Origin of the sequence: Thalassospira australica (assembly GCF_000763295.1) — a bacterium.
Classification (GTDB): Bacteria; Pseudomonadota; Alphaproteobacteria; order Rhodospirillales; family Thalassospiraceae; genus Thalassospira; species Thalassospira australica.
Genome location: NZ_JRJE01000004.1, coordinates 206,357 through 221,637 on the forward strand (window position 1 = coordinate 206,357; position 15,281 = coordinate 221,637).

17 protein-coding genes are annotated in these 15,281 nt (G+C 53.9%); 11 read left to right on the forward strand and 6 right to left on the reverse strand.

What is annotated here, in order from left to right; translation table 11 throughout:
- Nucleotides 1–51 precede the first annotated feature (51 nt).
- The gene (locus JF44_RS0103625) at nucleotides 52–525 is read left to right on the forward strand and encodes an Lrp/AsnC ligand binding domain-containing protein (RefSeq protein ID WP_033067572.1); all 474 of its coding nucleotides are present in this window, start codon (nucleotides 52–54) and stop codon (nucleotides 523–525) included.
- A gap of 135 nt (nucleotides 526–660) precedes the next feature.
- The gene (locus JF44_RS0103630) at nucleotides 661–1,272 is read left to right on the forward strand and encodes a 2-hydroxychromene-2-carboxylate isomerase (RefSeq protein WP_033067573.1); all 612 of its coding nucleotides are present in this window, start codon (nucleotides 661–663) and stop codon (nucleotides 1,270–1,272) included.
- A 48-nt stretch (nucleotides 1,273–1,320) separates the two neighbouring features.
- Here the strand turns inward: JF44_RS0103630 and JF44_RS0103635 are convergent, their stop codons facing one another.
- A complete protein-coding gene (locus tag JF44_RS0103635) occupies nucleotides 1,321–1,572 on the reverse strand; it encodes a hypothetical protein (protein WP_033067574.1) in 252 nt (83 codons plus the stop codon).
- Complete coding sequence (locus tag JF44_RS0103640) at nucleotides 1,569–2,180, reverse strand: hypothetical protein (RefSeq protein WP_156111584.1); 612 nt, start codon at nucleotides 2,178–2,180, stop codon at nucleotides 1,569–1,571. Before JF44_RS0103640 ends, JF44_RS0103635 begins: the two co-directional genes overlap by 4 nt.
- 308 nt (nucleotides 2,181–2,488) lie before the next feature.
- Here JF44_RS0103640 and JF44_RS0103645 point away from each other — a divergent pair, with 308 nt between their 5' ends.
- Genes JF44_RS0103645 through JF44_RS0103665 form a run of 5 tightly spaced genes read left to right on the forward strand, consistent with a single transcriptional unit; the run spans nucleotide 2,489 to nucleotide 8,360 of the window.
- Entirely contained in the window at nucleotides 2,489–4,099 is a 1,611-nt protein-coding gene (locus JF44_RS0103645; protein ID WP_033067576.1) for a carboxyl transferase domain-containing protein, read from the forward strand.
- A gap of 7 nt (nucleotides 4,100–4,106) precedes the next feature.
- Nucleotides 4,107–4,919 carry an enoyl-CoA hydratase/isomerase family protein gene (locus JF44_RS0103650; protein WP_033067707.1) on the forward strand — a complete coding sequence of 271 codons (813 nt, stop codon included), beginning with the start codon at nucleotides 4,107–4,109 and terminating at the stop codon, nucleotides 4,917–4,919.
- A 1-nt stretch (nucleotide 4,920) separates the two neighbouring features.
- Entirely contained in the window at nucleotides 4,921–6,924 is a 2,004-nt protein-coding gene (locus JF44_RS0103655; protein ID WP_033067577.1) for an acetyl/propionyl/methylcrotonyl-CoA carboxylase subunit alpha, read from the forward strand.
- On the forward strand, nucleotides 6,924–7,853 hold the full coding sequence (locus JF44_RS0103660) for a hydroxymethylglutaryl-CoA lyase (RefSeq protein WP_033067578.1): 930 nt from the start codon (nucleotides 6,924–6,926) through the stop codon (nucleotides 7,851–7,853). Before JF44_RS0103655 ends, JF44_RS0103660 begins: the two co-directional genes overlap by 1 nt.
- A 3-nt stretch (nucleotides 7,854–7,856) precedes the next feature.
- Complete coding sequence (locus tag JF44_RS0103665; RefSeq protein ID WP_033067579.1) at nucleotides 7,857–8,360, forward strand: GNAT family N-acetyltransferase; 504 nt, start codon at nucleotides 7,857–7,859, stop codon at nucleotides 8,358–8,360.
- Between the two features lie 118 nt (nucleotides 8,361–8,478).
- Here JF44_RS0103665 and JF44_RS0103670 read toward each other — a convergent pair whose 3' ends face one another.
- From JF44_RS0103670 to JF44_RS0103680, 3 genes are read right to left on the reverse strand one after another with little or no spacing between them, the layout of a single operon-like run.
- Entirely contained in the window at nucleotides 8,479–8,997 is a 519-nt protein-coding gene (locus JF44_RS0103670; protein WP_033067580.1) for a DUF934 domain-containing protein, read from the reverse strand.
- Nucleotides 8,984–10,639: a nitrite/sulfite reductase gene (locus JF44_RS0103675; RefSeq protein WP_033067581.1), complete on the reverse strand. Its 1,656-nt coding sequence runs from the start codon at nucleotides 10,637–10,639 to the stop codon at nucleotides 8,984–8,986. Before JF44_RS0103675 ends, JF44_RS0103670 begins: the two co-directional genes overlap by 14 nt.
- 11 nt (nucleotides 10,640–10,650) lie before the next feature.
- Nucleotides 10,651–10,944: a DUF2849 domain-containing protein gene (locus tag JF44_RS0103680; RefSeq protein ID WP_033067582.1), complete on the reverse strand. Its 294-nt coding sequence runs from the start codon at nucleotides 10,942–10,944 to the stop codon at nucleotides 10,651–10,653.
- 215 nt (nucleotides 10,945–11,159) lie between these two features.
- On the opposite strand from JF44_RS0103680, the gene JF44_RS0103685 reads away from it, so the two are divergent.
- Entirely contained in the window at nucleotides 11,160–11,576 is a 417-nt protein-coding gene (locus tag JF44_RS0103685) for a DUF1489 family protein (RefSeq protein ID WP_033067583.1), read from the forward strand.
- Nucleotides 11,577–11,605: 29 nt separating this feature from the next.
- Here JF44_RS0103685 and gcvA read toward each other — a convergent pair whose 3' ends face one another.
- A complete protein-coding gene (gcvA, locus tag JF44_RS0103690; RefSeq protein ID WP_052065435.1) occupies nucleotides 11,606–12,547 on the reverse strand; it encodes a transcriptional regulator GcvA in 942 nt (313 codons plus the stop codon).
- Between the two features lie 138 nt (nucleotides 12,548–12,685).
- On the opposite strand from gcvA, the gene JF44_RS0103695 reads away from it, so the two are divergent.
- From JF44_RS0103695 to JF44_RS0103705, 3 genes are all read left to right on the forward strand, one after another.
- Entirely contained in the window at nucleotides 12,686–12,928 is a 243-nt protein-coding gene (locus JF44_RS0103695; protein ID WP_202901475.1) for a DUF1127 domain-containing protein, read from the forward strand.
- Nucleotides 12,929–13,163: 235 nt separating this feature from the next.
- A complete protein-coding gene (ppk2, locus tag JF44_RS0103700) occupies nucleotides 13,164–14,207 on the forward strand; it encodes a polyphosphate kinase 2 (RefSeq protein WP_033067708.1) in 1,044 nt (347 codons plus the stop codon).
- 123 nt (nucleotides 14,208–14,330) lie between these two features.
- Nucleotides 14,331–15,200 (forward strand): NAD(P)-dependent oxidoreductase, encoded by an 870-nt coding sequence (locus JF44_RS0103705; protein WP_033067586.1) that lies wholly within the window; start codon nucleotides 14,331–14,333, stop codon nucleotides 15,198–15,200.
- Nucleotides 15,201–15,281 lie beyond the last annotated feature (81 nt).

Here is a 15,281-nt window from a genome sequence, read left to right on the forward strand (position 1 = left end):
ATCCACTGTATTCATTTTTAGATAGTCACAAACACTGGCTGGACACTCAAAATGCAGAAGAACCACAAGAATCTGGATAAAATCGATAAACAGATCCTCCGGGAACTTCAAAACGATGGGCGCATGTCAAACGTAGAGCTGTCGCGCCGGGTCAACCTCAGCCCGACCCCATGCCTTGAACGTGTGCGCCGCCTCGAACAACATGGCTTTATTACCGGCTATATGGCGACCCTTGACCCGCGCAAACTCAACCAGTCTCTGGTTGTTTTCGTCGAGATCACTTTGGACCGTACAACGCCCGATGTTTTTGATGTCTTCGCGTCTGCGATCCGCAAGTTGCCTGAAATCGAAGAATGCCACATGGTCGCAGGCGGCTTTGACTACCTGGTGAAACTTCGCGTTGAAGATATGTATGCCTACCGCGAGTTTCTTGAACGGCTGTCTTCTGTTCCGGGTGTCGGTCAGACTCATACATATGTTGTCATGGAAGAAGTAAAAGCGCGCCCGGGCATCACAATCCCCTGACCAGGGTCACACGACCTATATTTTTTTATTGATTCGCAACAACTTAATAGATCAAGATCGACTCTGCAAAAGCAGACACAAGATTTGCTGGGGTCGGTATTGCCTTAAAGAATCAACAAAAGCAGGGTCAGGAACATGTCCGAAGTCAGCTTCTATTTCGACTTTTCATCACCTTACGGCTATCTCGCCGCCGAACAGATGGATGCGTTTGAGCAGCGCCTCGGCGTCAGCGTAATCTGGCGTCCCTTCATGATTGGCGCTGCTTTCAAACAAACCGGACAAAGCCCGCTTTTGGACCAACCGATCCGCGGCCCCTATTTCCGCCACGACATGGAACGCTGCGCGCGGTTGAAAAACATCGCCTTTCGCATTCCTGACAACTTCCCCTATGCCGCGCTTGTCCCGACACGGGCATATTACTGGCTCGAAGAAAACTCCCCCAAACTTGCCCGCCTATTCGCCAAGGATATCTATCGCGGCTATTTCGCAGACGGACTGGATATGTCTGATCCGGAGAACGTCTTTGCCGCGGCCACCCGTCATTCGATTGACGTCAGTGAAATGCGCGCAGCCGTCGAATCGCAAAAATGGAAAGACCATGTGCGCAAGGTAACTGAGGACGCCATCGCCATGGGCGCATTTGGGTCACCATTCTTCTTTTATGAAGACGAGCCGTTCTTTGGGAATGACCGAATGGATCAACTTGAACAGTGGATTTCACTCAGCAAGGGAACGCAAGACAGTTAAATGATCTGATTGACCGAAATGACGAGCGGACAACACCAAGGCACGAGCTTAGTCTGAAAATTTCGTTTCCGCTGCTTCGATTGACATCCAGACATCCGCATTATGCGCAAGCGCTTCTTGCACATCCGGGCGCGCAAGACGCTTATTCAGCAGCGCGATCATTTCCCTGCCCCAGCGGTTTCTGGAACAGGCGGCATGATAGTTCATCATTTCCGAGGCTTCGTGGAACGGGTGCGTTGCGATTTCTGGTGTATCCTTAGCGCGAAAATCGATCCCTTGCGCCACAAACCGCCAGGTCATAAGCCATGGCGGCGCCAGGAAAAATCCACCCGATTCTGCGCAACCATCGACACCATCGGCGCAATAAAGTTCGGGGCGGGATGTGAAACCACGCTGTTGGTCGCGGCATATTTTGCGATCAGCGCGTCAATGCGTTCCCCATAGGACACCTTCGCCCCAACCCCGACAACGAAACCGTTCTTTAGCAGCGTTTCAAGCGATACACCTTCAACAAGGTATGGACGTAATCTTTGATTGCTCCTGGCATAAATCAAATGGCTGCTTGCAAGCCGTGCACTTGGCAGTTCAGAGAAATACAGAACCTTCTCCCTTTCTGCATTTCGCATTAAGCCCGGAATACAATAATTTTCAGACCGGACTTGCAGGTATAAACGGGCAATGTTTGCGTGAACCGCGACATTCTCATCGCGTGGTGGCTGCCCCAACAGTGTTGTAATGATCCCACCATGCATACCCTTGCCCGCCAGTGGTCCGGAAGCGATACCGATCGGCGGAATATCAATTTTCAGCCAGCGGATCTCCTTTATCAGGTCAAGCTCGTCGGCAGACGCCGCCTTAGCCCCAAGGATTAATCCCCCAAGGATCACACACCCGATCAACTTTGACAAAACTGGGCCTATACAGGTTTTCAACAACCACTCCGCAAAAAATGTGTCAGCCTCCACCATATATGTATTCTGCCGCCACCTTACAGCCCCTGAAAATAACTTGGCCCGATCTAAAAAACGAACAACGCCCGAACACAGAAAACACACGTAAAACCAACGAATATCGTTAAACAGGCGACATATACCTAAATTCGGTACTGAATTACCTATTTAATATTGACGTTTACGTAAACTTCACCCATAACAAACCCTATAAACACCTTTCACACGGGCCTGGTTTGCCCATAACAAGATGGTGAAAACGGACGATGACGGTACTGAAATCTGCGGTGAACACCCGTTCAGAAGAATTCCGCAACAATGCCGACCATATGGAACAACTGGTTGCCGATCTGCGCGATCAGGTATCGACTGTTAAACTGGGCGGCGGAGAACGCGCGCGAGATCGTCATACCGGACGCGGAAAATTGCTGCCACGCGAACGTATTCGCCAGCTTTTGGATATCGGATCGCCGTTTCTGGAACTCTCCCAACTTGCCGCACACGGCATGTATGGCGACGAAGACGTCCCCGCAGCCGGCATCATTACCGGCATTGGCCGGGTATCAGGCGTTGAATGCGTGATTGTCGCCAATGATGCCACGGTCAAGGGCGGCTCCTACTACCCGATGACAGTAAAGAAGCACCTTCGTGCTCAGGAAATCGCACTCGAAAATAACCTGCCCTGCATCTATCTGGTCGATAGTGGTGGCGCCAACCTGCCGCGACAGGATGACGTTTTTCCCGATCGCGACCATTTCGGACGCATCTTCTTTAATCAGGCAACCATGTCCTCACAAGGCATCCCGCAGATCGCGGTTGTCATGGGGTCCTGCACGGCGGGTGGTGCCTATGTCCCCGCCATGTCGGACGAAAGCATCATTGTCCGCAAACAGGGCACGATTTTCCTTGGCGGCCCGCCGCTGGTAAAGGCCGCGACCGGCGAAGTCGTTTCGGCTGAAGATCTTGGCGGGGCAGATGTTCATTGTAAAACATCGGGTGTGACCGACCATTACGCACAGGATGACAGCCACGCCCTGTCGATCGCGCGTGATGTGGTCAAAAACCTGAACTGGACAAAGAATCCCGGCCTGACGTTGTCCGAACCCCGTGCACCGGCCTATGACCCGCGCGAAATTTATGGCGTTGTGCCGACCGATACCAAAAAGCCCTATGACGTGCGCGAAATCATTGCCCGCATTGTTGATGGCTCCGAGTTTGATGAATTCAAGGCACAATACGGCACGACCCTTGTTACCGGTTTTGCCCGCATCTTTGGCTATCCTGTCGGCATTATTGCCAATAACGGCATCCTGTTTTCGGAAAGCGCACTTAAAGGTGCGCATTTCATCGAACTCTGCGCCCAGCGCGGCATTCCGCTGGTGTTCTTGCAAAACATCACCGGCTTCATGATTGGACGCAAATATGAAAGCGGCGGCATCGCCAAGGATGGCGCGAAACTTGTCACCGCCGTCGCCACCGCCAAGGTTCCGAAATTCACCATCCTGATCGGTGGGTCATTTGGGGCCGGCAACTATGGCATGTGCGGGCGTGCATATAGCCCGCGCTTCCTGTGGATGTGGCCAAATGCGCGTATTTCGGTGATGGGTGGTGAACAGGCAGCAAATGTTTTGACCCAAATTCGCGCCGATGCCGCCGAAAAACGCGGTGAAAACTGGCCGGAAGCCGAACAGGAGGCCTTCAAGGCCCCGATCCGTGATCAATATGAAGAACAGGGCCACCCCTATTACGCGTCAGCGCGGCTGTGGGATGATGGCGTGATTGATCCGGCCGATACCCGCATGGTTCTTGGTCTTGGCCTGTCTGCGGCACTCAACAAACCGGTCGAAGAAACCCGGTTTGGCGTGTTCAGAATGTGAGGTGACCATGACCAATGTAAACACCAATAACATTTCTGATGCCGCGATCTGTGAAATCACGGAAGCCGGGATTGCGACCATCACGCTCAACCGTCCGGACATTCACAATGCGTTTGACGATGTCCTGATCGCCGATTTGACGACAAAAATCGACACCCTAAACACCGATCCAGCGGTTCGCGTGATCATTCTGACTGGGGCTGGCAAAAGCTTTTCGGCCGGGGCAGACCTTAACTGGATGAAGCGCATGGCGGAGTATAGCCATGCTGAAAACCTCGCAGATTCGCGCGCCCTTGCCAAATTGATGAAGGTTTTGAATTTCTCATCAAAACCGACCATCGCACTGGTTAATGGTGCGGCCTTTGGCGGCGGGGTTGGTTTGGCGGCATGCTGTGACATCGTGATCGCATCGGACCGCGCCAGTTTCTGCCTGTCGGAAGTTAAGCTGGGCCTGATCCCGGCGGTAATTTCCCCCTATGTGGTTGAGGCCATCGGCGTTAACCAGGCACGGCGTTATTTCCTGACGGCTGAACGATTTAATGCCCAAACCGCTCAACAGATCGGGCTGGTTCATGAAGTCGTATCTGGCGATGAACTAACTGCCCGCGGACAGGAAATGGCAAAGATTCTGCTGGCCAATGGGCCGGATGCCATGCATGCCGCCAAGAACCTGATTTACGCCGTTGCCAACAAGCCGATTTCAGATGCCGTGATTGATGACACAGCACAACGCATTGCCGATCAACGGGCAAGCGACGAGGGCCGCGAAGGTATCAGAGCCTTTCTGGAAAAACGTCCCGCGAACTGGAGCAAGAAATAACATGCCGCGCAAACTTCTGATCGCCAACCGCGGTGAGATCGCCTGCCGCGTGATCAAGACCGCCCGCCGCATGGGAATTGCCACGGTTGCCGTTTATTCTGATGCGGATGCCAATGCCCTGCATGTCAAACATGCCGACGAGGCCTATCATATCGGTGCCCCTGCCCCCAAGGACAGCTATCTGCGCACCGACCGGTTGCTCGAAGTCATCGCGCAATCCGGTACTGATGCGGTCCATCCGGGATATGGATTCTTGTCGGAAAATGCCAGTTTTGCCGATGCGCTGGAAAAAGCCGGATGTGCCTTTGTCGGCCCACCGGCCAGTGCGATCCGTGCGATGGGATCAAAATCCGAAGCCAAGAAAATCATGGGCAAGGCCGGTGTACCGCTGGTCCCTGGTTATCACGGCGAAGATCAGGATTCCGACCTTTTGGCAGCAGAGGCCGACAAGATCGGCTATCCTGTTCTGATCAAGGCATCCGCAGGCGGCGGCGGCAAAGGCATGCGCGCGGTTGAAAAACCATCCGATTTCAAAGAGGCGCTTGTTAGCTGCAAACGCGAAGCACAAAGCAGCTTTGGCGATGATCATTGCCTGATTGAAAAGCTGATTGTCAAACCGCGCCACGTGGAAATTCAGGTCTTTGCTGATGCCCATAGCAACGCGGTTTATCTGTTTGAACGTGATTGTTCCCTGCAGCGCCGCCATCAGAAGGTGATCGAAGAAGCCCCTGCCCCTGGCATGTCCGAACACCTCCGCGCCCAGATGGGCAAGGCCGCCGTCGATGCAGCCAAGGCGATTGGCTATCAGGGGGCTGGCACGGTTGAATTCCTGCTGGATGCATCGGGCAGTTTCTATTTCATGGAAATGAATACCCGCCTTCAGGTCGAACATCCGGTGACCGAAAAAATCACCGGCGAAGACCTTGTGGAATGGCAGTTGCGCGTGGCGGACGGCGAAAAGCTGCCCAAGACGCAGGAAGAACTGTCGATCAACGGTCATGCCTTTGAAGTTCGCATCTATGCCGAAGACCCGCAGAATGACTTTTTGCCCGCAACCGGCAAGCTTGTTCACATGCGCATGCCCCGTGAAAGCGATCATGTGCGGGTCGATACCGGCGTTTATCAAGGCGGCGAAGTATCGATCCATTATGATCCGATGATCGCCAAACTGATCACATGGGATGTGGATCGCACATCGGCACTGCGGCGCATGGCATCAGCACTCAATGATGTGCAGATTGTCGGGGTGACCACCAATACCGGTTTTCTTGGCAATATTGCCCGGCACCCGGCGTTCGAGGCCGGCGAAGTCGAAACCGGCTTTATCCCGATGTATCATGATGACCTGATCCCGGCACCGAGCACGCCCGACAACGACGCGCTGGCATTCGCCGCACTTGATATTCTGCTGACCCGTGATGCAGAAGCGGCCGCGTACGCCGCCCAAAGCAGCGACCCCTATTCGCCCTGGAACAGCACCGCAGGATTCCGGTTAAATGATGATAACCATCACGACCTGATCCTGCGTCATGACGGTGACGATATCATGATCAAGGTGCACTACCGCGATCATGGCTACGTCATTGATATGCCCGATGGTAGCGCTATCATCGCGTGTGCCGAACATGACGAAACCGGCGCAATCGTTGCCAATTTGAACAATGTTCGCAAACGGGCGTCGGTTCTGCGCGACGGCAATCGTCTGATGATATTCCGCGACGGCCGATCTGATCGCCTTGACATCTTTGATCCACTGGCCGCAGCCGGTCAGAACGAAGGTGCTGGTGGCGGATTGACCGCGCCAATGCCCGGCAAGATCATTGCCGTGATGGCAGAAGCCGGTCAAACGGTGACGGCTGGTGACAAGCTTGTCGTGATGGAGGCGATGAAAATGGAACACACCATTTCCGCCCCGGTATCGGGCACGGTCAGGGAAGTGTTCTTTGGTGTCGGGGATCAGGTCGATGATGGCGCAGAACTGATTGCGATCGAGGAGGCCGACTAATGGCCCTGATTTCCGACCTGCCCCGTCGCGTCAAGATTGTCGAAGTCGGCCCGCGTGATGGCCTTCAGAACGAAAAGGCGATGGTACCAACCAACACCAAGGTCGAGCTGATCCATCGCCTGAATGATGCGGGCCTGTCGGTGATCGAGGCCACCGCCTTTGTCAGCCCGAAATGGGTGCCGCAAATGGCCGATGCACCCGATGTGATGGCACAAATCGACCGTAAGCCCGGTGTGACCTATCCGGTTCTGACCCCGAACATGAAGGGCCTTGAAGCCGCGATTGCAAGCGGCGCGACCGAGGTCGCCGTTTTTGGTGCGGCATCGGAAAGCTTCTCGCAAAAGAACATCAATTGTTCGATTGCCGAAAGCCTTGATCGGTTCCGCCCGGTGGCGGACGCCGCCCGCGAAGGCGGCCTTGCTGTGCGCGGTTATGTGTCCTGCGTGCTTGGCTGCCCCTATGAAGGTGACATCGCGCCTGAAAAGGTCGCAGAGGTCGCAAAAGCCCTTTATGACATGGGCTGTTATGAAATCAGTCTGGGCGACACCATAGGCACGGGCACACCCGCCAAGGCACAGGCGATGATTACTGCTGTTGCCAAACACGTCCCCATCGAAAAAATCGCCGCCCATTTCCACGATACCTATGGTCAGGCGCTGGCAAACTTGCTGGCCGTGCTTCAGATGGGTGTTGCGACCATCGACAGTTCGGTGGCCGGTCTGGGTGGCTGCCCCTACGCCAAAGGGGCGAGTGGCAATGTCGCGACCGAGGATGTTGTCTATATGCTGAACGGCCTTGGCATTGAAACCGGTATTGATCTTGAAAAGCTTACCAAGACAGGAAGCTGGATTTGTGATCAGATTGGAAAATCAAGCGCATCAAAGGTCAATCTGGCCTTGGCTGCAAAGCGATCAACGATTGGGGACTAATGGATGGGCCCGTCAAAATACAGCTTCAGACGGGCAACCCCAAACGACCTGCCGATGATTGGCCGCTGGCTGCATCTGCCCGAGGTTGTCCGCTGGTGGGGCGACCCGGCAGAGCAACTTGAACTGATTTCCGAAGATGTCGAACTGGCCGAGATCGCGACACTGATCGTATCATACCGCAATCGCCCCTTTGCCTTTGCCCAGCATTACGACGTCCATCAATGGCCGCAGGCGCATTTTGATCCCCTGCCCCCACTTTCCCGCTGTATTGACAGCTTTATCGGTGTGCCCGATATGATGGGCTGCGGGCACGGTCGAATGTTTCTTAAAATACTGACGATGCAATTGTTCGAACGCGGCACCCCAATGATCGGCATTGATCCGGCACCTGATAATGAACGCGCCATCCGTTGCTATGAGTCCATCGGTTTTGTTGCCGGGCGGGAATATGACACTGTCGAGGGTCCGTGCCTTTTGATGACACTTACCCCGCCAGACCGGGGTTAGATCCCCCGTTCAGCCTGGTTTCCAATCGCGAACGCCCCAAAACAAAAATTGCCCGACCTGCGCCAGCACGACAGGATCGGGCAATCTTCAAAAAGATCAGGTAATCGCGAAACGCGGTCTAGGACTGCAACACAGCGCGGCGGCGTTCGCGCAAGGATTGCGCAGTCACACGCCCATCACCGGTCGGCTGATAATAGACCGACATCTCCTTAAGCGCGGCACGTACCTTGTTAAGCGCAACGTCGCCTTCGACCTGAAGGTCATAGGAATCAAAACCGCAACGGTGCATGTATAAAATCTGATCACGCAACACATCACCGACTGCGCGAAGCTCGCCAGTAAAGCCCATACGTTCACGCAACACACGACCATATGAATATCCACGGCCATCGGTATAGGCCGGGAAATTGACCGTAATGATCGACAGGCGATCAAGATCATCCGCCAGATCTTCCGGGGCATCACCGGGGTTGAGCTGCACACCAAGACCACCGTTGCGGCCCAGAAGCACATCGCGTTCTTCCTTGAACCGCGCCAATGGCACGATCAGGTTTTCATCACTGGAAGGAAGGTCGCCTTCGGCGTCAACCGTGATCCATTCCTGTTCGATCACGCTGTCATTCTTAACGATCGCCATAGAGAACCTCCTTGAACGGATCCATACCGACACGACGGTATGTATCAATGAACCGCTCACCGCTTTCGCGGATATCAATGTATTTGGTAACCAGACTTTCGATGGCATCGACCACTTCGGCTTCTGAGAAACCGGCACCGGCGATCTTGCCGATCGCGGCATCCTCGCTGGCATCACCGCCAAGCGTGATCTGATAGAATTCCTTGCCCCGTTTATCGAGACCAAGAATACCGATATGCCCGACATGGTGATGGCCGCAGGCATTGATGCAGCCGGAAATCTTGATTTTAAGCTCGCCAATATCATGCTGGCGATCAAGATCACCGAAACGTTCGGAAATGCGCTGTGACAGCGGGATCGAACGCGCAGTTGCAAGCGCGCAATAATCAAGCCCCGGGCAGGAAATGATATCAGTCACATAACCAAGGTTGGCGGTACCAAGCTCGGCCTTGTCCAGTTCACTCCAAACGGCGAACAAATCAGCCTTTTTGACATGCGGCAGAACAAGGTTCTGTTCGTGGGTCACCCGCACATCGCCAAAGCTGTATTTTTCCGAAAGATCGGCAACCAGTTCCATCTGGCTATCGGTCGCATCGCCCGGAATGCCGCCAATCGGCTTCAATGAAACATTGGCAATCGCATATCCCGGCTGCTTGTGTTCGATCACATTCGAACGCACCCAGTTGGCAAAACGACGGTTTTCGGCCTTGTGACGTTCGAAATCGGCATCATCATCAGACAGCGCCTCAAACGCCGGCGGCGCAAACTGTTCGATGTAATGGGCGATTTCCGCATCATCAACGCGAAGTGATCCGTCCTTGATCTGCGCCCATTCCTCTTCGACAAGCTCGCGGATTTTATCAATGCCTTCCTCGTGAACGAGGATCTTGATACGCGCCTTGTACTTGTTATCACGACGGCCAAAACGGTTATACACACGCAGGATGGCTTCGAGATAGGAGAACAAATCGTTCTTGCCGATAAACTCGCGAATGGTCTTGCCGACAAACGGCGTCCGACCAAGGCCACCGCCAACCATCACTTCAAAGCCGGTTTCACCCGCATCGTTCTGATGCATGCGAAGACCGATATCATGGACCTTGACCGCGGCACGGTCATTTGGCGATCCGGTCACGGCGATCTTGAATTTGCGCGGAAGATAGGTGAATTCCGGATGGAAGGTCGACCACTGACGGATCAGTTCGCAATAGGGGCGCGGATCTTCAATTTCATCGGCTGCCGCACCGGCATATTGATCGGTCGTGGTATTGCGGATGCAGTTGCCCGATGTCTGGATCGCATGCATTTCGACCTTGGCAAGATCGAGCAACGCATCAGGAATTTCATCAAGCTTTGGCCAGTTATACTGGATATTCTGGCGCGTGGTGAAATGACCATAGCCCTTGTCATATTTGCGCGCAATCATGCCAAGCTGACGGAGCTGATCAGCGCGCAGCGTGCCATAGGGAACGGCAACGCGCAGCATATAGGCATGGAGCTGCAAATAGACACCATTCATCAGGCGCAGCGGGCGGAACTGTTCCTCGGTAATGTCGCCGGCAAGGCGGCGTTTTACCTGTTCGCGGAACTGTTCGGTCCGTTCAAGAACAAGCTGGCGGTCAAAATCGTCATAACGATACATGGTCAGTCTCCTTATACCGCCTGATAGCCAAGGTCCTCGCGGACACTCGGACCTTTGGTGCGCAAAACTTCGCGGTATTTTGTCGGAACAAGCCCACCGTCCTGCTGTTCAACATCAATCAGATACGGCCCGACGATCACGACATCGAGTTCGGGTGCACTTGCCTCGGCCAGAAGCGCATTCGCGGCTTCCTTGCCTTCGGCGATGCGGGCATCATTGATGTTTTCGCTCCAGCCACCATCACTGGTCAGGAACACCACCAACCCGTCATCCAGACGGTTTGCCGTGACAACTTGCAGGGACATTCGGTTCTCTCAGCCTGTAAATCTCTCGGGTTTGGTCCTGCGGGCGGACCTTTTCTGCACCAGAATTTGGCTGATTAACCTGTATTGGTCAAGTTTTTTTGTGAAATACCATAAACTACATTTTTTATGTGTTTTAATAATCCGCTATTGACCGCTCCGCGTACGGGTTTTACCTCATCAGTCATGAAACATTACCGCACAAGAAACCGCCTCATATGCCCCTGAACATCATCAAATTAAGCGTCGGAACAGACAGCCCGGAAAGCCTGAAGGAATGGCAAACCTATTTTCAGGCCATGAACGGGCGGATTTTCCACACCACCCGCATGACGCCAAAGCGCAAGGCAGAAATTCTTGATGGCGGATCAATATATTGGGTGATCAAGGGCGCGATCCGGTGTCGGCAAAAGATCATCGACCTTGAAGAGTTCGTGAATGAAGAAGGCACCAAATATTGCCGGATCGTCCTTGATGACGAACTGATCGCCACCCGACCCTACCCGCACCGTGCCTTTCAGGGGTGGCGTTACCTTACAGATGACAAATGCCCGCCCGATGATCAACAGGGCGGCGGCACCGAAACCCTGCCAGATGACATGGCCGACGAATTGCGCGACCTTGGGCTGATCTAACGCCACGTCGCTCCATAACAAGCATTGTCTCATTCAGGTGCTATTACGTCGTCCTCATCAATATCGCGCAGGGTCTGGGCGACTTCTTCCTTAAGCCAGCTCACGAAGGCCTTCACGCGGGGGCGCCGCAGATGTTCTTCGGGATACACCAGATAATAGGCCCCGCTTGATGCGACGGTTTGCGCAAACGGGCGCACAAGGTTGCCTGCGGCAAGATCAAGGGCCGCCAGACTTGTGCGGGCCATTGCAATCCCCTGCCCCATCAGGGCAGCCTGAATAACCATATCGCCGGAATTAAACCGAAGCCCGCGACTGACATCCACACCTTTGGCACCAACGCCATTTAACCAAAATTCCCAATCGGCAGCATGTGGGTGGTCAATAAAGGTCGTCGCGTCATGAAGCAACTGATGGCCAGCCACATCGTTTGGCTCCTTTAGCCCGGGGTTGGCCTCCAGATAGGCCGGACTACAGACCGGGAAAGATTCATCACGCATCAGCATTTCGCAATTTAACCCCGGATAATTTCCACTGCCAAACCTTACCGCAAGGTCAATTCCCTCGGTCCGCAGGTCCACAAGTCTGTCATCGGCATGAATGCGCACATCAATATCGGGATAGGCATCGCGAAAATGGCCAAGACGCGGCACCAGCCATTTTACCGCAAAGCTTTGCAAAACGCTGACGGTTACCACGCCGGTTTCTTCGACCCGCATCAGACGTTCGATTTCTTCTGCAATGCGTGAGAATCCGGCACTGGTCGCATGGGCCAGTTGCGCACCTTCTTGTGTCAGATGGATTTGACGGGGCAAGCGATGAAACAACTTGAAACCAAGGTATTCCTCAAGCTGACGAACCTGCTGACTGATCGCACCTTGGGTCACAAACAGTTCTTCTGCGGCCTTGGTAAAACTCAAATGACGGGCGGCGGCATCAAAAGCGCGAAGGGATTGCAAGGGGGGCAGCCGCATCAGCATCACTCCAAATTTATGGATTAATATTTCTAATCCGTTTGGTCAGAAATACTCGTTTGTTCTTGCGGAAATATATACGCACAATGGGTTCAACAGCAAACATTGCATTAGCAATATTAACCTATGGAGAGAATGATGGCTTATTCACTCAGCCCTGCTCCGTCTGCCGTGGAGCGCCAGCCCAAAGCAAGCATGCGCACATTTATTGCCAAGGTTTTTGGCCGCCTGAATGAGTTCTCAAACCACGTTGTACGGTTGCTTGCCGTTCGTGAAGAACGTCGGATGCTGCTTAGGATGTCAGATCACCAGCTAGCAGACATTGGTATCACCCGTGCTCAGGCTGAAGAAGAATATCGGCAGTCTTTCAAACTGCGTTAACCCTGCACCGGATCTGCCTTGCACCGCCCCCCACGGTCTTATGCACAAGGCAGGTCCACCCTTCGTGCCACCACACAACCTGACGCACCCGGTCGATGCCCTGTCATTGACCGGGTTTTGTTACATCTGCAGGTCATTGCTTCATTCCCAGATTGTTTGATCCATTTCATTGCGGTCGTTCGCCTGTTCCCGCAAAATCACACCCATGTTTGGTCACAACACGCGGGGCAGGCTTATGACGTCACAGAAGAAAACAACGCGAAAATCCGAAAGACCCCGCAAGGGTGATACGGTGACCGATGCGACACGCCGCACCGCCAAAAGCCGTTCTGCCGCCAACAAGACAAGCAGCCTTGCCACGCTTGATAGCGAATCCAAAGACAGGTTTCTGCTGGATTCCGAAAACATGACCATGGACCGAATTGATGATCACCCCCTGTCCCGGGATCGCACAAAGCACCAAGATCCCGCCACCGTCCCAACCGACCAATTGCCACCTGACATCGACCTGAACCCGAAAGCACGGGCAAAGAAGATGCGCGGCAAGCAGTATCTTGAACTGATTGCCCCACTTCATATTGAACTGTTGAAGCTGCAAAACTGGATCAAGGAGGAGAACCTCAAATCCCTGATTATTTTTGAAGGGCGCGATGCTGCAGGCAAGGGCGGGACGATCAAACGATTTACCGAACACCTTAATCCGCGCGGCGCGCGCATTGTTGCCCTTGGCAAACCAAATGACCGCGAGCTTACCCAATGGTATTTTCAGCGTTATATCGAACATTTGCCAAGTGGCGGGGAAATGACGCTGTTTGACCGGTCCTGGTACAACCGGGCCATGGTCGAGCGGGTCATGGGATTTTGCAGCATGTTTGATGTTAGCGAGTTCCTGCAATCTGTACCCGAACTTGAACGCATGTTGATCCGGTCGGGGATTCACATGACCAAGTTCTATTTCTCGGTCAGCAAGAAGGAACAGGCACGTCGCTTCAAACAGCGCCAAACCGATCCGTTGAAACAATGGAAACTCAGCCCGGTTGATCTGGCATCCCAGAACCTGTGGGATGCCTACACCGAGGCCAAGCGAGATATGTTTTTCCACACCTCAACCACGGACAGCCCGTGGGTGATCGTGAAGTCGGATGACAAAAAGCGCGCGCGTATCAACGCCATTCGTTTCTATCTGGCGCAGTTTGACTATCCCGGAAAGCGGCCAGAAATCCTTGTTTATGACCGAAGGATCATTCACAGCGTTGCCGAGGAACTCGACGAGGACTGAGCCATATCCTCAACCTCTGGTCTTCCAGATCGTGAAAACATTGCCCCGGTCACATTTGCGTTCATTGACAATACGTCCCCTGCAACCTTTACTGGATCAAATTAATTCGCTGGGAGGCAAGCAATGGCAAAATGTGCATTTATCGGTCTGGGTGTCATGGGATACCCGATGGCTGGTCACCTGCAAAAAGCAGGTCACGACGTTACCGTCTATAACCGTACCGCTGCCAAGGCGGAAAAATGGGTTTCCGAATATGGCGGATCATCCGCACCCACACCGTCTGAGGCCGCCAAGGGTGCCGAGTTCGTCTTTTCCTGTGTTGGCAATGACGATGACCTGCGTAGTGTGATGCTCGGCGACACCGGCATGTTTGCGGGCATGGACAAGGGTTCTATCCTGATTGACAACACCACCGCATCGGCTGATGTGGCCCGCGAAATGTATGCGGCTGCCAAGGAGGCCGGCGTATCCTTTATTGATGCCCCGGTTTCAGGTGGTCAGGCGGGCGCTGAGAACGGTGTTCTGACCGTAATGTGCGGCGGCGACCAGGCTGCCTTTGATCGCGCCGCACCTGTGATTGATGCGTTTTCCAAATCCTGTAAATTGATGGGCGAAAGTGGTGCAGGCCAATTGACCAAGATGGTCAACCAGATTTGTATCGCCGGTCTGGTTCAGGGACTTTCCGAAGGCGTCAATTTCGGGGTGAAAGCCGGCCTTGATATGGAAAAGGTTCTTGATGTGATTTCCAAAGGTGCCGCTGGCAGCTGGCAGATGGAAAATCGCGGCAGCACCATGGTCGAGAATAAATTCGACTTTGGCTTTGCTGTTGACTGGATGCGCAAGGATCTTGGCATCTGCCTTGAAGAATCCAAACGCAATGGTGCGCGCCTGCCGGTGACGGCCCTTGTCGATCAGTTCTATGCCCAGGTGCAGGAACGCGGCGGCAATCGCTGGGATACATCCAGTCTGATTGACCTGCTCGCACGCGGCTAACCGCCTGACAACACACTTCTTGAAACGCAAAGCGCGGCCCATTTGGGCCGCGCTTTGTTATTTATGCCTCGTTTGGACGCG

Excerpts from the sequence above, each read along its gene's own strand:
- JF44_RS0103625 (WP_033067572.1), top strand. The coding sequence starts at position 52 with ATGCAGAAGAACCACAAGAATCTGGATAAAATCGATAAACAGATCCTC.
- JF44_RS0103630 (WP_033067573.1), top strand. The coding sequence starts at position 661 with ATGTCCGAAGTCAGCTTCTATTTCGACTTTTCATCACCTTACGGCTAT.
- JF44_RS0103635 (WP_033067574.1), bottom strand. The coding sequence starts at position 1,572 with ATGACCTGGCGGTTTGTGGCGCAAGGGATCGATTTTCGCGCTAAGGAT.
- JF44_RS0103645 (WP_033067576.1), top strand. The coding sequence starts at position 2,489 with ATGACGGTACTGAAATCTGCGGTGAACACCCGTTCAGAAGAATTCCGC.
- JF44_RS0103650 (WP_033067707.1), top strand. The coding sequence starts at position 4,107 with ATGACCAATGTAAACACCAATAACATTTCTGATGCCGCGATCTGTGAA.
- JF44_RS0103655 (WP_033067577.1), top strand. The coding sequence starts at position 4,921 with ATGCCGCGCAAACTTCTGATCGCCAACCGCGGTGAGATCGCCTGCCGC.
- JF44_RS0103660 (WP_033067578.1), top strand. The coding sequence starts at position 6,924 with ATGGCCCTGATTTCCGACCTGCCCCGTCGCGTCAAGATTGTCGAAGTC.
- JF44_RS0103665 (WP_033067579.1), top strand. The coding sequence starts at position 7,857 with ATGGGCCCGTCAAAATACAGCTTCAGACGGGCAACCCCAAACGACCTG.
- JF44_RS0103670 (WP_033067580.1), bottom strand. The coding sequence starts at position 8,997 with ATGGCGATCGTTAAGAATGACAGCGTGATCGAACAGGAATGGATCACG.
- JF44_RS0103675 (WP_033067581.1), bottom strand. The coding sequence starts at position 10,639 with ATGTATCGTTATGACGATTTTGACCGCCAGCTTGTTCTTGAACGGACC.
- JF44_RS0103680 (WP_033067582.1), bottom strand. The coding sequence starts at position 10,944 with ATGTCCCTGCAAGTTGTCACGGCAAACCGTCTGGATGACGGGTTGGTG.
- JF44_RS0103685 (WP_033067583.1), top strand. The coding sequence starts at position 11,160 with ATGCCCCTGAACATCATCAAATTAAGCGTCGGAACAGACAGCCCGGAA.
- gcvA (WP_052065435.1), bottom strand. The coding sequence starts at position 12,547 with ATGCGGCTGCCCCCCTTGCAATCCCTTCGCGCTTTTGATGCCGCCGCC.
- JF44_RS0103695 (WP_202901475.1), top strand. The coding sequence starts at position 12,686 with ATGGCTTATTCACTCAGCCCTGCTCCGTCTGCCGTGGAGCGCCAGCCC.
- ppk2 (WP_033067708.1), top strand. The coding sequence starts at position 13,164 with ATGACGTCACAGAAGAAAACAACGCGAAAATCCGAAAGACCCCGCAAG.
- JF44_RS0103705 (WP_033067586.1), top strand. The coding sequence starts at position 14,331 with ATGGCAAAATGTGCATTTATCGGTCTGGGTGTCATGGGATACCCGATG.